The organism is Streptomyces sp. NPDC051109 (assembly GCF_044455885.1).
GTDB lineage: Bacteria > Actinomycetota > Actinomycetes > Streptomycetales > Streptomycetaceae > Streptomyces.
The window spans coordinates 160129-177360 of record NZ_JBITFF010000011.1 but is presented as its reverse complement, the minus strand read 5'-3'; the positions used below and the strand labels follow the sequence as shown (position 1 = coordinate 177360).

Sequence of the window (17232 nt, the reverse complement as noted above, 5' to 3'; positions counted from 1 at the left end):
CCTTGACACAGCGAGGGTGCAAAGCCGACAGCCGTCGCATCCCAGGGAGCACAGCCATGGCCTCGTTGCCGAACCCGCCCGCTGACACCCAGACCCGGGCCGATGCCCTCCGAGAGGCGCTCGCCACCCGCGTGGTCGTCGCCGACGGAGCCATGGGAACGATGCTCCAGGCGCAGGACCCCTCCATGGAGGACTTCCAGCAGCTCGAAGGCTGCAACGAGGTGCTGAACGTCACCCGCCCCGACATCGTGCGCTCCGTCCACGACGCGTACTTCGCGGTGGGCGTGGACTGCGTCGAGACCAACACCTTCGGCGCGAACTTCGCGGCGCTCGCCGAGTACGACATCCCCGAACGCAATTTCGAGCTGTCGGAGTCCGGCGCCCGCATCGCCCGCGAGGCCGCCGACGAGTACACCGCCGCCACCGGGCAGCAGCGCTGGGTCCTCGGCTCCATGGGCCCCGGCACCAAGCTGCCCACCCTCGGCCACATCGACTACGCGACGATCCGCGACGCCTACCAGGTCAACGCCGAGGGCCTGATCTCCGGCGGGGCCGACGCCCTCCTCGTCGAGACCACCCAGGACCTCCTGCAGACCAAGTCCTCCATCATCGGCGCCCGCCGCGCCATGGAGGCCCTCGGCGTCTCCGTCCCGCTGATCTGCTCCGTCACCGTCGAGACCACCGGCACCATGCTGCTCGGCTCCGAGATCGGCGCCGCGCTCACCGCGCTGGAGCCCCTCGGCATCGACATGATCGGCCTGAACTGCGCCACCGGCCCCGCCGAGATGAGCGAGCACCTGCGCTACCTGGCACGCAACGCGCGCATCCCGCTCTCCTGCATGCCCAACGCCGGCCTGCCCGTCCTCGGCAAGAACGGCGCGCACTACCCGCTGTCGGCCCCCGAGCTCGCCGACGCCCAGGAGACCTTCGTCCGCGAGTACGGGCTCTCCCTCGTCGGCGGCTGCTGCGGTACGACGCCGGAGCACCTGCGCCAGGTCGTCGAGCGCGTCCGCGGGCTCAGCCCGGCCGTCCGCGAGCCCCGCCCGGAGCCCGGCGCGTCCTCGCTGTACCAGACCGTCCCGTTCCGCCAGGACACCGCGTACATGGCGATCGGCGAGCGGACGAACGCGAACGGCTCGAAGAAGTTCCGCGAGGCCATGCTCGACGCCCGCTGGGACGACTGCGTCGAGATGGCCCGCGACCAGATCCGCGAGGGCGCGCACATGCTCGACCTCTGCGTGGACTACGTGGGCCGCGACGGCGTCGCCGACATGAAGGAGCTCGCCGGCCGCTTCGCCACGGCCTCGACGCTGCCGATCGTCCTGGACTCCACCGAGGTCCCCGTGATCCAGGCCGGCCTGGAGAAGCTGGGCGGCCGCGCCGTCATCAACTCGGTGAACTACGAGGACGGCGACGGCCCCGACTCCCGCTTCGCCAAGGTCACCCGGCTGGCCCGCGAGCACGGCGCCGCGCTGATCGCGCTGACCATCGACGAGGAGGGCCAGGCCCGCACCGTCGAGCACAAGGTCGCCATCGCCGAACGCCTGATCGACGACCTGACCGGCAACTGGGGCATCGACGAGTCGGACATCCTCATCGACACGCTGACCTTCACCATCTGCACCGGCCAGGAGGAGTCCCGCAAGGACGGCATCGCCACGATCGAGGCGATCCGCGAGCTCAAGCGCCGCCACCCGGACGTCCAGACCACGCTCGGCCTGTCCAACATCTCCTTCGGCCTGAACCCGGCCGCCCGCGTGCTGCTGAACTCGGTCTTCCTCGACGAGTGCGTCAAGGCGGGACTGGACTCGGCGATCGTCCACGCCAGCAAGATCCTGCCCATCGCCCGCTTCGACGAGGAGCAGGTCAACACCGCCCTCGACCTGATCTACGACCGCCGCGCCGAGGACTACGACCCGCTCCAGAAGCTGATGGCCCTCTTCGAGGGCGTCAACACCAAGTCCCTGAAGGCCGGCCGCGCCGAGGAGCTCATGGCGCTCCCGCTCGACGAGCGGCTCCAGCGCCGCATCGTCGACGGCGAGAAGAACGGCCTGGAGGCCGACCTCGACGAGGCCCTGCGGGACCGCGCCGCCCTCGACATCGTCAACGACACCCTCCTGGAGGGCATGAAGGTCGTCGGCGAGCTCTTCGGCTCCGGCCAGATGCAGCTGCCGTTCGTCCTCCAGTCCGCCGAGGTGATGAAGACCGCGGTCGCCCACCTCGAACCGCACATGGAGAAGACCGACGACGAGGGCAAGGGCACCATCGTGCTCGCCACCGTCCGCGGCGACGTCCACGACATCGGCAAGAACCTCGTCGACATCATCCTCACCAACAACGGCTACAACGTCGTGAACATCGGCATCAAGCAGCCGGTCTCCGCGATCCTCGAAGCCGCGCAGGAGCACAAGGCCGACGTCATCGGCATGTCCGGCCTGCTCGTGAAGTCGACGGTGATCATGAAGGAGAACCTGGAGGAGCTCAACCAGCGCAAGCTGGCGGTCGACTACCCGGTGATCCTCGGCGGCGCGGCCCTCACCCGCGCCTACGTCGAACAGGACCTCCACGAGATCTACGAGGGCGAGGTCCGCTACGCCCGCGACGCGTTCGAGGGCCTGCGCCTGATGGACGCCCTGATCGCCGTCAAGCGCGGCGTCCCCGGCGCCGCCCTGCCCCAACTCAAGCAGCGCCGCGTCGCCAAGCGGGACGCACCGGCCCCGCAGGCGGACGAGCCGGAGGAGAAGGGCGGCCGCTCCGACGTGGCCGTCGACAACCCCGTCCCCACCCCGCCGTTCTGGGGCACCCGCGTGGTCAAGGGCATCCCGCTGAAGGACTACGCCTCCTGGCTGGACGAGGGCGCGCTGTTCAAGGGCCAGTGGGGCCTCAAGCAGGCCCGCGCCGGCGGGGCCACGTACGAGGAGCTCGTCGAGACCGAAGGGCGGCCGCGGCTGCGCGGCCTCCTCGACAAGCTGCACACCGAGAACCTGCTCGAAGCCGCGGTGGTCTACGGGTACTTCCCGTGCGTGTCCAAGGGCGAGGACCTGATCATCCTCGACGACGACGGCAACGAGCGGACCCGCTTCACCTTCCCGCGCCAGCGCCGCGGCCGGCGCCTGTGCCTCGCCGACTTCTTCCGCCCGGAGGAGTCCGGCGAGACCGACGTGGTCGGCCTCCAGGTGGTCACGGTCGGTTCGAAGATCGGCGAGGCCACGGCCAAGCTGTTCGAGTCCGACTCGTACCGCGAGTACCTGGAGCTGCACGGCCTGTCGGTCCAGCTGGCCGAGGCCATGGCCGAGTACTGGCACGCCCGCGTCCGCGCCGAGCTCGGATTCGGCGGCGAGGACCCGGCCGCGGTGGAGGACATGTTCGACCTGAAGTACCGCGGCGCCCGCTTCTCGCTGGGCTACGGGGCCTGCCCCGACCTGGAGGACCGCGCCAAGATCGCCGACCTCCTGCAGCCGGAGCGGATCGGCGTCCACCTCTCCGAGGAGTTCCAGCTCCACCCGGAGCAGTCCACCGACGCGATCGTCATCCACCACCCCGAAGCGAAGTATTTCAACGCACGCTGACGCGAACCGACGTACACTTGTCGGTCCCATACAGGCCGGTCGCCTGTTCCCCGGGGGAATGCCCATGGGGAAGAGGCGGCCGGCCTTCTCGTCCCCTGAGAGAGGTGTGTGCCGGATGACCAGCACCGTTCCCGCGCCCGTCGCCCGTACGGCCGACGGGCATGCCCTGCAGGCGGTGCTGCTGGACATGGACGGCACCCTCGTCGACACCGAGGGTTTCTGGTGGGAGATCGAGGTGGACGTCTTCGGCGAGCTCGGCCACCGGCTCGACGAATCCTGGCGCCACGTCGTCGTCGGCGGGCCGATGACCCGCAGCGCCGCCTTCCTCATCGAGTCCACCGGCGCCGCCGTCACCCTTTCGGAGCTGAGCGTCCTGCTCAATGAGCGCTTCGAGGCGCGGATCGCCGATCAGGTCCCGCTGATGCCCGGCGCCGAGCGGCTGCTGGCCGAGCTGGCCCGGCACAACGTGCCCACCGCCCTCGTCTCCGCCTCGCACCGCCGCGTCATCGACCGGGTGCTGCGCGCCCTGGGCCCCGAGCGGTTCGCGCTGAGCGTGGCCGGCGACGAGGTGGCCCGTACGAAGCCGCACCCCGACCCGTACCTGCTCGCCGCCCGCACCCTCGGCGCGCACCCCTCGCGGTGCGCGGTCATCGAGGACACCGCGACGGGCGTCGCCTCCGCCGAGGCCGCCGGCTGCCGGGTCGTGGCCGTGCCCTCCGTCGGCCTGATCGCGCCCGCGCCCGGCCGTACGATCGTCCGCTCGCTGGAGGACGTGGACCTTCCGTTCCTGCGCTCCCTCATCACTCCGATGAACTGATCGCACACGCTCAGTGCCGAACGGAATGGCGGTGTGACCGAGGCCCCACGGAAGGATCTTCCGTTCCATGGCCTGGAGGCTGAAATTCCATCCTTTCCGTGGCAGTTGTAACGGGTGACCTTTGTCACCCGCCAACCCCCCTACGGACCTGTCAGGGGGCCTGGAAACCTGCCCTTGTGTCCGGATTGATCAGCTCCTGACCGAATCTGCGGTGACCGGCACATAGACAGGCAGTCCGCACCCATCACCGTGCGATTACGCCCCAAGTCCTGCCAGTTCAAGCCATCCCCTCCCAGACCACTAATGTCGACGCGGGCACTACGCCGCACCGCTGCTGTCCCGGACACACACCCATGTGCCGGAACCGCGTGGACCGATCGTCACAACACCGGCCCGATCGTTCCGCCCTGAACGGGCGACCGCCGCGAAGTGCCCTTTACGCCGCTTTGAGCAAGTGCCGGTCAAGGGAGTACTTCCAGCATGAACCGCAAGACCCTGGTGCTGACGGCCGCGGCCGGACTGCTCACCCCCACGCTCGCCGCCTGCGGCAGCACGAGCGGAGGCGGAGCGGGATCCGGAGTGATCGTCGTCGGTACCACCGACCGGTACGAGGCGGCCGATTACGCCCCCGCACCGTTCGACCCGGCCTACGCGTACGACGCCGGCGCCTGGAACGTCCTGCGGCAGACCGTCCAGACGCTGATGCACACCCCCCGCGGCGGCGGCCAGCCCGTCCCCGAAGCGGCCTCCGACTGCCGCTTCACCGACACGGGCAACGAGAGCTACCGCTGCACCCTGCGCCCCGGCCTCAAGTTCGCCGGCGGCGAGCCCCTCACGGCCAAGGACGTCAAGTTCTCCATCGACCGCGTCCTCGCCATCAAGGCGGAGAACGGCCCCGCCTCGCTGCTCTCCACCCTCGACACCGTCGAGGTGAAGTCCGCCGACACCGTCGTCTTCCACTTGAAGACCCCGGACGCGACCTTCCCGTACAAGCTCTCCACCCCCGCCGCCGGCATCGTCAGCGAGAAGAACTACGACGCCAAGAAGCTCCGCGAGGGCTTCGCCGTCGACGGCTCCGGCCCGTACACGATGAAGGCCGAGGTCAAGGACGACCACCTCGTCCGGGCCGTCTTCAGCAAGAACCCGAACTACAAGGGCGACTTGAAGCTGCAGAACGACAAGGTCGAACTGCGCACCTTCACCGACTCCGCGGCCATGGGCAAGGCACTGGGCGCCGGCTCCGTCCACGTGGTCTCCCGCACCCTGTCGCCCGCCCAGATCACCGAGTTCGCCGCCAAGCCCCCCAAGGGCGTCAAGCTGGTCCCGATGCCCGGCCTGGAGATCCGCTACATCGGCTTCAACACCGACGCCCCGGCCGTCAAGGACAAGGCCGTACGCCAGGCCCTCGCCGCCGCCGTCGACCGCAACGCGATCATCGACAAGGTCTACGGCAAGTCCGCGCAGCCGCTGTACTCGCTGGTCCCCACCTCCGTGCCCGGCCACGTCAACTCCTTCTTCAACAAGTACGGCGAGGCCAACACCGCGAAGGCCGCCGACCTGCTGAAGGCCGCCGGGATCAAGACCCCGGTCAAGCTGACGCTGAACTACACCAAGGACCACTACGGCGACGGCACGGCCACCGAGTTCGAGACCCTCAAGAACCAGCTGAACTCCACCCAGCTGTTCGACGTCACCGTCCAGGGCTCCGACTGGTCCGACTTCCGGCCCGCGCAGAAGAAGGGCGACTACGCCGCCTACGGGCTCGGCTGGTTCCCCGACTACCCGGACGCCGACAACTTCCTCGCTCCCTTCCTGGAGCAGGACAACTTCCTGGGCACGCCGTACGCCAACGCCGCGGTGCGCACCAAGCTCATCCCCGATTCCCGGCGCGCCGTCGACCGCAACGTCGCCGTCCCCGCGATCACGGAGATGCAGGACATCGTCGCCGAGGACGTGCCCGTCCTGCCGCTGTGGCAGGGCAAGCAGTACGTCGCCGCACGCGACGGGATCACCGGAGTGGAGTGGTCGGTCAACGCCATCTCCGACCTCCAGCTGTGGGAACTCGGCCGGGGCGTCAGCGGCTGAGACCGGCAGTACCGGCAGTACCGGCGGCGGGTGTCGCAGGCCGGCGCAACGATTCATTGAGACTGACTGTGAAGGACGTTCGCGTGATGAGACGTAACCAGTGGCTTGCGGCCCCGCTCGGCGCGGCCACCGCCGCCGCACTGCTCAGCGGTTGCGGTTCGACCGGCAGCCCCACCGCCGACGGCGGCGGCAAGGGCGTGGTCATGGGCATATCCGACCGGGTACGGTCCACCGACCCCGCCTCCGGCTACGACGCCGGGTCCTGGCTGCTCTTCAACAACGTCTTCCAGTCCCTGCTGGCCTTCCCCAAGGGCGGCGGCACCACGCCGGAGCCCGACGCCGCGCAGAGCTGCAACTTCGAGGGCGGCGACAGCAAGGTCTACAAGTGCACCCTGCGCGCCGGCCTGAAGTTCAGCAACGGCCACCCGCTCACCTCCAAGGACGTCAAGTACTCCTTCGAGCGCACGCTGAAGATCAACGACGACAACGGCCCCGCCGTGATGCTCTCGTCGATCGCCGGCATCGACACCCCCGACGACAAGACCGTCGTCTTCCGCCTCAAGACCTCCGACGCGACCTTCCCCAGCAAGATCGCCTCGGGCGCGGGCTCGATCGTCGACCACAGCGAATACCCGGCGGACAAGCTGCGGACCGACAACAAGGCCGTCGGCTCGGGCGTCTACAAGCTGGACTCCTTCAACGACAAGAGCGCCGGCTTCTCCGTCAACGAGAACTACAGCGGCAAGGCCAAGGCGAAGAACACCGGCGTCACCCTCAAGTTCTTCAACGGGGACCAGGCCGGCCTGAAGAAGGTCCTGGACGGCGGCGACGTCGACTTCGCCTTCCGCGGCCTGGCCGCCAAGGACATCGCCGCCCTGTCCTCCACCAAGACCGGGGACAACAAGGTCGAGGTCGTCCAGGGCACCGGCGCCGAAGTCGAGCACCTCGTGTTCAACATGAACGACCCGGTCGCCGGCAAGCTCCCGATCCGCAAGGCCATCGCCTACCTCGTGGACCGCGAAGCGATCGTCAAGGAGGTCTACGACGGCACGACGACCTCCCTCTACTCGATCGTCCCGGCCGGCATCGGCTCCCACAACACCGCCTTCTTCGACCGCTACGGCGGCAGCCCGCAGCCCAAGAAGGCCGAGGCCGTCCTGCGCGCCGCCGGCATCAAGGACAAGGTGAAGATCACCCTGTACTCCACGACGACGCGCAACGGCCCGTCCACCGACCAGCAATTCCAGCTCATCGCCAAGGAGCTCAACGAGAGCGGACTCTTCGAGGCCGACGTCAAGTCCGTCGAGTTCACGCAGTACGAGAAGGACATCCAGGACGGCAAGTACGGCGTGTACGTCAAGGGCTGGGTCCCCGACTACCCCGACGCCGACAGCTTCACCCAGCCGTTCTTCGGCCCGGACAACGTCGTGCACAACAACTACGACAACAAGGAGATCAGCGGGACGATCATCCCGTCGACCGCCGCCAAGTCCGACCGCACCGCGGCCAACCCCGACTACAACCGGCTCCAGGACATCGTCGCCGACGAGATCCCGCTGCTCCCGCTCTGGCAGAGCAAGCAGTACGCCGTCACCCGCCAGAACGTGACCGGTCTGCAGTGGTCGCTGGACGCCTCCACCGTCTTCCGCTTCTGGGAGATCAGCAAGGGCTGACCCGACCCGGTACGGCGAAGGGGCCGGCAGCCGCACGACGCGGCTACCGGCCCCTTCGGCCGTGTCCGGGCGGGCACGGCCGCCCCGGCGCGCTACGCCCCGGCGCCCGGCCGCACCAGACCGCTCTCGTACGCGTACACCGCCGCCTGCACCCGGTCGCGCAGGCCCAGCTTCGTCAGCACGTGCCCCACGTGGGTCTTCACCGTCGTCTCGCTGACGAACAGGTCCGCCGCGATCTCCGCGTTCGACAGACCGCGCGCCACCAGCTTCAGCACCTCGACCTCCCGCTCGGTCAGCGTGCCCAGCGCGTCCGGCAGACTCTCCTCGCCCGACGGCAGGTGCCCCGCGTACTTGTCCAGCAGCCGGCGCGTGATGCTCGGCGCCAGCATCGCCTCGCCACCCGCCACCACCCGGATCGCCTGCACCAGCTCGACGGCCGGCGCGTCCTTCAGCAGGAACCCGCTCGCCCCCGCCCGCAGCGCCTCCACCACGTACTCGTCCAGATCGAACGTGGTCAGCACGAGCACCTTCGCCGGGCCGTCCCGGCCCGGACCCGTGATCTGCCGGGTCGCCTCCACCCCGTCCATCCGGGGCATCCGGATGTCCATCAGCACCACGTCGGGCTGCAGCGCCCGTACCTGGTCCAGCGCCTGCAGACCGTCCCCGGCCTCGCCGACGACCGCCAAGTCCTGTTCGGCCTCCAGGATCATCCGGAAGCCGGTGCGCAGCAGCGGCTGGTCGTCGACCAGTAGGACGCGGATCGCCACGGGGGGTACCTCGAATTCGTACGGCGGCATCGACGGACCCCGCCCATTCTGCCCTGACCGGCCCCTCAGGACTCCGCCGGGCGGCCCGCCCCGGACTCGGCCGCGGCCCCCGGCCCGGAGCCGGGTCCCGTTCCGGGCCGCGGGATGACCACCAGCGGATAGACCGGCGGAGTCCCGCCGAACTCCGGACACACCGCCCGGTGATCGCACCAGCCGCACAGCTTCGTGGGCCGCGGCCGCCAGTCGCCCGTCTCCGTCGCCTCCTTGATCGCCTCCCACAGCGCCAGCAGCTTGCGCTCCACCCGCTCCAGGTCCGCCACCACCGGGTCGTACGTCAGCACGTCCCCACTGCCCAGGTACACCAGCTGCAGCCGCCGCGGCACGACCTGCTTCAGCCGCCACACCACCAGCGCGTAGAACTTCATCTGGAACAGCGCGCCCTCGGCGTACTCCGCCCGCGGCGCCTTGCCCGTCTTGTAGTCGACGATCCGCACCTCACCCGACGGCGCCACGTCCACCCGGTCGATGATCCCCCGCAACCGCAGTCCCGACTCCAGCTCCGTCTCCACGAAGAACTCCCGCTCCACCGGCTCCAGCCGCGTCGGGTCCTCCAACGTGAACCACCGCTCCACCAGCGCCTCGGCCTCCGTCAGCCAGCGCGCCAGCCCCGCCCCCTCATCACCCTGCGGAAACAGCTCCGCCAGCTCCGGCTTCGACTCCAGCAGCCGATCCCACTGCCCCGGAACCAGGGCCTTGGCCCGCAGCGCCGTCCGCTCCACCGCCGGATGGTCGAAGAGCCGCTCCAGCACCGCGTGCACCAGCGTGCCCCGCGTCGCCGCCGCACTCGGCTTCTCGGGCAGCTTGTCGATCACCCGGAACCGGTACAGGAGCGGGCACTGCATGAAATCGCTCGCCCGCGAAGGGGAGAGCGAAGAAGGCGCCACAGCGCGCGGCGCTGCATCGGCATCGGCATCGGCTGCGCCAGGAACCGGACCGGGGCTCGTCGTCATGGACAAAACCCTACGACCCGCCGCCGACAGCGCGCGCATACCATCGACGCCGGGCACCCTCGCACTGCATGATCGAAGCATCACACCGCGTACCGGACACCCCGCCACGCACCGCACGTGCACCTGCACCACACTGAGAGAACCGCCGGCCGCAACCCGCCGGACAGCACCGAACGAAGGACAGCCGTGACAGACACCGACGAAACCGGCGAGCGCGCAGACAAGCGCTCCGGACCGGGCGGCGGCATCCTCATGGGCCGCCCCTTCGGAGTGCCCGTCTACGTCTCGCCCAGCTGGTTCCTCGTCGCCGCCCTCATCACCTGGGTCTTCGGCGACCAGCTCGACCGCGTCCTGCCCGACCTCGGCCCCGCCCGGTACCTCGTCTCCCTCTTCTTCGCCGTCGCCTTCTACGCCTCGGTCCTCGTCCACGAACTCGCCCACACCGTCGCCGCCCTGCGCTTCAAACTCCCCGTGCGCCGGATCCAGCTCCAGTTCTTCGGCGGCGTCTCAGAGATCGAGAAGGAGTCCGAGACCCCCGGCCGCGAATTCGTCCTCGCCTTCGTCGGCCCCCTCCTCTCGCTCCTGCTCGCCGGCACCTTCTACCTCGGCATGGAGCTCGTCCGCCCGGCCAGCGTCCCCGGCGTCCTGCTCGCCGGCCTGATGATCTCCAACCTGCTCGTCGCCGCGTTCAACCTGCTCCCCGGCCTCCCGCTCGACGGCGGCCGCATGCTCCGCGCCGTCATCTGGGGCATCACCGGCAAACCCATGACCGGCACCGTCGCCGCAGCCTGGGTCGGCCGCGGCCTCGCCGTCGCCGTGCTCATCGGACTCCCCATGATCACCCACACCGGCCTCCTCGGCGCCGGCACCGGTACCGTCGAGTCGACCGGCATGAACACCGTCATGGACGCCCTGCTCGCCGCGATCCTCGCCGCCATCATCTGGACCGGCGCCGGCAACAGCCTGCGCATGGCCCGCCTGCGCGAACACCTCCCGGAACTGCGCGCCCGCACCCTCACCCGCCGCGCCGTCCCCGTCGAGAACGCCACCCCCCTCTCCGAGGCCCTGCGCCGCGCCAACGCCCACGGCGCCCGCGCCCTCGTCGTCGTCGACGGCCACGGCGACCCCCTCTCCATCGTCCGCGAAAGCGCCATCGCCTCCGTCCCCGAACACCGCCGCCCCTGGGTCGCCGTCAGCACCCTCGCCCAAGAGCTCACCGACGGAATGAAGCTCTCCGCCGAACTCTCCGGCGAGGAACTCCTCGACCACCTCCGCGCCACCCCCGCCACCGAGTACCTCGTCCTCGAACCCGGCGGCGAGATCTACGGCGTCCTGTCCACCCTCGACGTGGAGAAGGCCTTCGTGAAGGCCATGGCGCGGCCCCAGCCCTGAAGCCAATACACTGGTCACATGTCCGAACCGACCGGTGCCGCCCGCCGACGCGGGCCCTTCGAGGTCGGGGACCAGGTTCAGCTCACCGACCCCAAGGGCCGCCACTACACGTTCACGCTCGAAGCCGGGAAGAATTTCCACACCCACAAGGGTTCCTTCCCGCACGACGAGCTGATCGGCTCCCCCGAAGGAAGCGTCGTCCGTACCACGGGCAACGTCGCCTACCTCGCGCTGCGTCCCCTGCTCCCCGACTATGTCCTGTCCATGCCCCGCGGCGCCGCCGTGGTCTACCCCAAGGACGCCGGCCAGATCCTGGCCTTCGCCGACATCTTCCCCGGCGCCCGCGTCGTGGAAGCGGGAGTGGGCTCCGGCTCCCTGAGCAGCTTCCTGCTGCGCGCCATCGGCGACCAGGGCATGCTCCACAGCTACGAGCGCCGCGCGGACTTCGCCGAGATCGCCACCGCCAACGTCGAGCGCTACTTCGGCGGCCCCCACCCCGCGTGGCAGCTGACCGTCGGAGACCTCCAGGACAACCTGTCCGACACCGACGTCGACCGCGTGATCCTCGACATGCTCGCCCCCTGGGAGTGCCTGGAGGCCGTCTCCAAGGCACTGGTCCCCGGCGGCATCCTGTGCTGCTACGTGGCCACCACCACCCAGCTCGCCCGCACCGTCGAATCCATCCGCGAGTTCGGCTGCTACGCCGAGCCGCAGCCGTGGGAATCGATGATCCGCAACTGGCACGTCGAGGGCCTGGCCGTCCGCCCGGACCACCGGATGATCGGCCACACCGGCTTCCTCGTCACCGCCCGCCGCCTCGCGGACGGCGTCGAGCCGCCCATGCGCCGCCGCCGCCCCGCCAAGGGCGCGTACGGCGAGGACTACGACGGACCGGGCAGCCAGTCCGGCGGCTCCGGCGACCGCGGCTGACACCGGCCCCGCCGCCCACCCAACACGCAGGCGCTGCGGCGCAGTTCCTCGGACGAACCGGGAACTGCGCCACAGCGCCTTTTCGTTGTCCCGGCGGACGCCGCCCATACCGGCCCCAGCCGACACGGACCCGGCCGTTCCGCCCCGGTGTGAGGTGTGGCACGATGCTGGCTCCCCGTCACCCTTCGCACAGGAGACACCCCGCGTGCCGCACCGCCCCGCCGAGCTGACGCCGACACCGGAATTCCTGGGCCACCACAACGGCTCCAGGCCCCTCCACTGGCTCGCCACGGCCACCGCCATGGCCGCCGTCGTAGCCGCCGCGGGACTCATCCAGCCGGACGCGGCCGCAGGCGGCCCCGCGGCCCCCGTGAACACCTCCGCGGCCCCCGCGAGCGGCCCGCAGGCCGCCGCCCCCGACCCGGCCGCGGTCACGTACCCGCTGGACTGCAAGGGCCTGCCGACGGCCGTCACGGCCACCGCCCAAGGCGATCTCGACGGCGACGGCCGCCCCGAGACCGTGGTCGCCGTCCGCTGCGACGCCGGATCCGGCACCCCGCCCCACGCGATCTACGTCCTCGCACAGGACAAGACCCCCGGCGCGACGCCGAGGGTCGTCGCCACCCTGCTGGAGGCCGGGAAGAGGCAGATCGCCACCGATCTCACGATCCGCGACGGAGCCGTCACCGCCAGCCTCCTCGGCTACTCCTCGCCCCAGGTGCCCCGCTACAGCCCCGACGTGAAACAGCTCGCCAAGTGGCGCTGGAGCGGCGGAAAATTCCGCCAGGAGCTGACGAACTCAGACGCCAGGAGTGTTTGAACCGTCACTCCGCGTCCGGACCGAAGACCTCGACCCTGTCCGAAACGCGCCTTACATGGATGCAGTCACCCGGGCACTCCTTCGCCGAGTCCACCACGTCCTGCAGCAGCGTCAGAGGAACCGGAGTCGTCGCCCCCGCCTCCACCAGCAACTCGTCCTCAGGGCTCTTCACGTACGCCAGACCATCGATGTCCAGCTCGAACACCTCCGGCGCGTACTGCACACAGATGCCGTCACCGGTGCACAGGTCCTGGTCGATCCAGACCTCAAGCGGCTCGCCGGCCTGCCCGGCACCACCCGTGGGGGCCTCCTGCTGCACGGTCATATCTCCTGCCGTTCCCTGCGCTCAGTGATCCGTTTCCGCCACGAGCCGCGGCAAGTCGCGCGAGCCCTGACGGGTGTTGAACACTTCGACCTTACAACCGGCCGCTTTCCGATGTTGATGGGTGGGTATTTCCTTGGCGTGAGGGAGTACGCAAGGGTGAAGATCGGACACACCTCTACCGTCTTTGTGATCTAGGGGTTTCAATCACCACCAGCCCAGGTAGGGTCAGGAAGCGTCCAGCTCCCCTTGGAGGAGGTGAGGACCGTGGCAGCCCACGACGACGACATCAACCGCGGCATCCGGCCGGGGCGAGGGTCTGAGGACCCCGCCGGCCAGGTTGCCTATCTCGAGCAGGAAATCGCCGTCCTGCGACGTAAGCTCGCCGACTCTCCGCGACACACGAGGATTCTCGAAGAGCGGATCGTCGAGCTCCAGACAAACCTGGCCGGCGTCTCCGCGCAAAACGAGCGACTGGCAAATACGCTCCGTGAGGCCCGCGACCAGATCGTCGCCCTCAAGGAGGAAGTCGACCGGCTCGCGCAGCCGCCGGCCGGCTTCGGTGTCTTCCTTCAGGCGAACGAAGACGGCACCGTCGACATCTTCACCGGCGGCCGAAAGCTCCGCGTGAACGTCAGCCCCAGCGTCGAACCGGAAGACCTCCGGCGCGGCCAGGAGGTCATGCTCAACGAGGCCCTCAACGTGGTCGAGGCCATGGAGTTCGAACGGGCCGGGGACATCGTCACCCTCAAGGAGATCCTCGAGGACGGCGAGCGCGCCCTGGTGGTCGGGCACACCGACGAGGAAAGGGTGGTGAGGCTCGCCGAGCCGCTCCTGGACATCACCATCCGCCCCGGCGACGCCCTCCTGCTCGAACCCCGCTCCGGCTACGTCTACGAGGTGGTCCCCAAGAGCGAGGTCGAGGACCTGGTCCTCGAAGAGGTCCCGGACATCGACTACGACAAGATCGGCGGCCTGGGCGACCAGATCGAGCTGATCCGCGACGCGGTCGAGCTCCCGTACCTCTACCCCGACCTCTTCAAGGAACACGAACTGCGGCCCCCGAAGGGCATCCTGCTCTACGGCCCTCCCGGCTGCGGCAAGACGCTCATCGCCAAGGCAGTGGCCAACTCCCTTGCCAAGAAGGTCGCCGAGGTGACCGGACAGGCCCAGGGCAAGTCCTACTTCCTGAACATCAAGGGCCCCGAACTCCTCAACAAGTACGTCGGCGAGACCGAGCGGCACATCCGCCTCGTCTTCCAGCGTGCCCGTGAGAAGGCCAGCGAGGGCACCCCCGTCATCGTCTTCTTCGACGAGATGGAGTCCCTCTTCCGCACCCGCGGATCCGGAGTCAGCTCGGACGTGGAGAACACCATCGTCCCCCAGCTGCTCGCCGAGATCGACGGCGTGGAAGGCCTGGAGAACGTCATCGTGATCGGCGCCTCCAACCGCGAGGACATGATCGACCCGGCCATCCTGCGCCCCGGCCGGCTCGACGTGAAGATCAAGATCGAGCGCCCCGACGCCGAAGCCGCGAAGGACATCTTCGCCAAGTACCTCAAGGCCTCGCTGCCGCTCCACAGCGACGACCTCACCGAGCACTCCGGCTCGCCCGAGGTCGCCGTCCACAGCATGATCCAGACCGTCGTCGAGCAGATGTACGCCGAAACCGAGGAGAACCGCTTCCTTGAGGTCACGTACGCCAACGGCGACAAGGAAGTCCTGTACTTCAAGGACTTCAACTCCGGCGCCATGATCCAGAACATCGTGGACCGGGCGAAGAAGATGGCCATCAAGGCCTTCCTGGAGCACAACCAGAAGGGCCTGCGCGTCTCCCACCTCCTCCAGGCTTGCGTGGACGAGTTCAAGGAGAACGAGGACCTGCCCAACACCACCAACCCGGACGACTGGGCCCGGATCTCCGGCAAGAAGGGCGAGCGGATCGTATTCATCCGCACCCTCGTCACCGGAAAGCAGGGCGCGGACACCGGACGCTCCATCGACACGGTGGCAAACACCGGTCAGTACCTCTGATCGAACAGGGCGGCTGCGGATGCCCTGCCCGGGCACCCGCAGCCGACTGCTTTACCGACTGTCCTTTTCAGCCGGTGACGGGGTGAAGTCAATGACTGAAATGATCTCCCCACCAGCGCGGAGTGGTTCTAGGCTCTTCCGTACCGCCGGTCGCGCAGTGCGGGGACGGGCACCGCACACGCACCGGAGCACCAGCGGTACTTGAGCGCCGCTCCCGAACGGGAGCGCCGCCGGGCAAGGAGGGCCGCATGACCGTACGGCGAGTAATGGGAATCGAGACGGAGTACGGGATCTCCGTCCCGGGGCACCCGAACGCCAATGCCATGCTCACCTCGTCCCAGATCGTCAACGCCTACGCGGCGGCGATGCACCGGGCGCGCCGCGCCCGCTGGGACTTCGAGGAGGAGAATCCGCTGCGGGACGCCCGCGGCTTCGACCTCGCCCGCGAGGCCGCCGACAACAGCCAGCTCACCGACGAGGACATCGGCCTCGCCAACGTCATCCTGACCAACGGCGCACGGCTCTACGTCGACCACGCGCACCCCGAGTACAGCTCCCCGGAGATCACCAACCCGCTCGACGCCGTCCTCTGGGACAAGGCCGGCGAGCGGATCATGGCCGAGGCCGCCGTACGGGCCGCCCAGCTCCCCGGCGCCCAGCCCATCCACCTCTACAAGAACAACACCGACAACAAGGGCGCCTCCTACGGCACGCACGAGAACTACCTGATGAAGCGGGAGACCCCCTTCTCGGAGATCGTGCGCCACCTGACCCCCTTCTTCGTCTCCCGCCAGGTCGTGACCGGCGCCGGACGCGTGGGGATCGGCCAGGACGGCCGCGAGCACGGCTTCCAGATCAGCCAGCGCGCGGACTACTTCGAGGTCGAGGTCGGCCTGGAGACCACGCTCAAGCGGCCCATCATCAACACGCGCGACGAGCCGCACTCGGACGCCGAGAAGTACCGCCGCCTCCACGTGATCATCGGCGACGCCAACCTCTCCGAGATCTCCACGTACCTCAAGCTGGGCACCACCGCCCTCGTCCTGTCGATGATCGAGGACTCCTTCATCAACGTGGACCTGGCCGTGGACCAGCCCGTCCGCACCCTGCACCAGGTCTCCCACGACGCCGATCTGCAACACCTGATCACGCTGCGCAGCGGCCGCACGCTGACCGCCGTGCAACTCCAGATGGAGTACTTCGAGCTGGCCAGGAAGTACGTGGACGAGCGTTTCGGCTCGGACGCGGACGAGCAGACCAAGGACGTGCTGGCCCGCTGGGAGGACGTGCTGGGCCGGCTGGAGAGCGACCCGATGAGCCTGTCGGGGGAGCTGGACTGGATCGCCAAGCGAGAGATCCTGGAGGGCTACCGCAGGCGCGACGGGCTCGGCTGGGACGCCGCCCGGCTGCACCTGGTGGACCTCCAGTACGCGGACGTACGGCCCGAGAAGGGCCTGTACAACCGCCTGGTGGCCCGCGGCAAGATGAAGCGGCTGGTGGAGGAGCCGGCGGTGGAGCGGGCCCAGGGCAAGCCGCCGGAGGACACCCGGGCGTACTTCCGGGGCCGGTGCCTGGAGCAGTACGCCGACGACGTGGCCGCGGCCTCGTGGGACTCGGTGATCTTCGACCTCCCGGGCCGCGACTCCCTCCAGCGGGTCCCGACGCTGGAACCCCTGCGGGGTACCCGCAAGCACGTGAAGGAGCTCCTGGACCGCTGCCGCACGGCGGAGGACCTGGTGCGGGTACTCAGCGGGAACTGAGGGCTGAAAAGCCCCCGGTCCGGGAATCATGAAAGCAGCCGCACGTTATGAAA

12 protein-coding genes are annotated in these 17232 nt (G+C 69.2%); 9 read left to right on the top strand and 3 right to left on the bottom strand.

Annotation, left to right across the window (positions count from 1 at the left end; genetic code table 11):
- Window positions 1-56 precede the first annotated feature (56 nt).
- From metH to ACIBAD_RS21665, 4 genes are all read left to right on the top strand, one after another.
- A complete protein-coding gene (metH, locus tag ACIBAD_RS21680; protein WP_398908079.1) occupies window positions 57-3569 on the top strand; it encodes a methionine synthase in 3513 nt (1170 codons plus the stop codon).
- A 115-nt stretch (window positions 3570-3684) separates the two neighbouring features.
- Window positions 3685-4386 carry an HAD family phosphatase gene (locus ACIBAD_RS21675; protein WP_134074772.1) on the top strand — a complete coding sequence of 234 codons (702 nt, stop codon included), beginning with the start codon at window positions 3685-3687 and terminating at the stop codon, window positions 4384-4386.
- A gap of 480 nt (window positions 4387-4866) precedes the next feature.
- The gene (locus ACIBAD_RS21670) at window positions 4867-6471 is read left to right on the top strand and encodes an ABC transporter substrate-binding protein (protein WP_134074771.1); all 1605 of its coding nucleotides are present in this window, start codon (window positions 4867-4869) and stop codon (window positions 6469-6471) included.
- An 86-nt stretch (window positions 6472-6557) separates the two neighbouring features.
- Entirely contained in the window at window positions 6558-8144 is a 1587-nt protein-coding gene (locus ACIBAD_RS21665) for an ABC transporter substrate-binding protein (protein WP_398908078.1), read from the top strand.
- Window positions 8145-8236: 92 nt separating this feature from the next.
- Here the strand turns inward: ACIBAD_RS21665 and ACIBAD_RS21660 are convergent, their stop codons facing one another.
- A complete protein-coding gene (locus ACIBAD_RS21660; RefSeq protein WP_134074769.1) occupies window positions 8237-8911 on the bottom strand; it encodes a response regulator transcription factor in 675 nt (224 codons plus the stop codon).
- 65 nt (window positions 8912-8976) lie between these two features.
- Window positions 8977-9921: a RecB family exonuclease gene (locus ACIBAD_RS21655; protein WP_208329124.1), complete on the bottom strand. Its 945-nt coding sequence runs from the start codon at window positions 9919-9921 to the stop codon at window positions 8977-8979.
- A 186-nt stretch (window positions 9922-10107) separates the two neighbouring features.
- Between ACIBAD_RS21655 and ACIBAD_RS21650 the strand changes: the two genes are divergently transcribed.
- The 3 genes from ACIBAD_RS21650 (at window position 10108) to ACIBAD_RS21640 (ending at window position 13063) form a co-directional block, all read left to right on the top strand.
- Window positions 10108-11313, top strand: coding sequence for a site-2 protease family protein (locus ACIBAD_RS21650; protein ID WP_398908077.1), 1206 nt, complete (start codon window positions 10108-10110; stop codon window positions 11311-11313).
- An 18-nt stretch (window positions 11314-11331) separates the two neighbouring features.
- A complete protein-coding gene (locus tag ACIBAD_RS21645) occupies window positions 11332-12243 on the top strand; it encodes a tRNA (adenine-N1)-methyltransferase (protein WP_134074768.1) in 912 nt (303 codons plus the stop codon).
- 205 nt (window positions 12244-12448) lie between these two features.
- Complete coding sequence (locus tag ACIBAD_RS21640) at window positions 12449-13063, top strand: hypothetical protein (protein ID WP_398908076.1); 615 nt, start codon at window positions 12449-12451, stop codon at window positions 13061-13063.
- Between the two features lie 4 nt (window positions 13064-13067).
- Here ACIBAD_RS21640 and ACIBAD_RS21635 read toward each other — a convergent pair whose 3' ends face one another.
- Entirely contained in the window at window positions 13068-13388 is a 321-nt protein-coding gene (locus tag ACIBAD_RS21635; protein ID WP_030157182.1) for a ferredoxin, read from the bottom strand.
- 264 nt (window positions 13389-13652) lie between these two features.
- Between ACIBAD_RS21635 and arc the strand changes: the two genes are divergently transcribed.
- The gene (arc, locus tag ACIBAD_RS21630; RefSeq protein ID WP_030157184.1) at window positions 13653-15419 is read left to right on the top strand and encodes a proteasome ATPase; all 1767 of its coding nucleotides are present in this window, start codon (window positions 13653-13655) and stop codon (window positions 15417-15419) included.
- A gap of 248 nt (window positions 15420-15667) precedes the next feature.
- Complete coding sequence (dop, locus tag ACIBAD_RS21625; protein ID WP_398908075.1) at window positions 15668-17179, top strand: depupylase/deamidase Dop; 1512 nt, start codon at window positions 15668-15670, stop codon at window positions 17177-17179.
- Window positions 17180-17232 lie beyond the last annotated feature (53 nt).

What these genes read in the sequence shown, in the direction of transcription:
- metH (WP_398908079.1), top strand. Translation starts at nt 57, where the DNA reads ATGGCCTCGTTGCCGAACCCGCCCGCTGACACCCAGACCCGGGCCGAT.
- ACIBAD_RS21675 (WP_134074772.1), top strand. Translation starts at nt 3,685, where the DNA reads ATGACCAGCACCGTTCCCGCGCCCGTCGCCCGTACGGCCGACGGGCAT.
- ACIBAD_RS21670 (WP_134074771.1), top strand. Translation starts at nt 4,867, where the DNA reads ATGAACCGCAAGACCCTGGTGCTGACGGCCGCGGCCGGACTGCTCACC.
- ACIBAD_RS21665 (WP_398908078.1), top strand. Translation starts at nt 6,558, where the DNA reads ATGAGACGTAACCAGTGGCTTGCGGCCCCGCTCGGCGCGGCCACCGCC.
- ACIBAD_RS21655 (WP_208329124.1), bottom strand. Translation starts at nt 9,921, where the DNA reads ATGACGACGAGCCCCGGTCCGGTTCCTGGCGCAGCCGATGCCGATGCC.
- ACIBAD_RS21645 (WP_134074768.1), top strand. Translation starts at nt 11,332, where the DNA reads ATGTCCGAACCGACCGGTGCCGCCCGCCGACGCGGGCCCTTCGAGGTC.
- ACIBAD_RS21635 (WP_030157182.1), bottom strand. Translation starts at nt 13,388, where the DNA reads ATGACCGTGCAGCAGGAGGCCCCCACGGGTGGTGCCGGGCAGGCCGGC.
- dop (WP_398908075.1), top strand. Translation starts at nt 15,668, where the DNA reads ATGACCGTACGGCGAGTAATGGGAATCGAGACGGAGTACGGGATCTCC.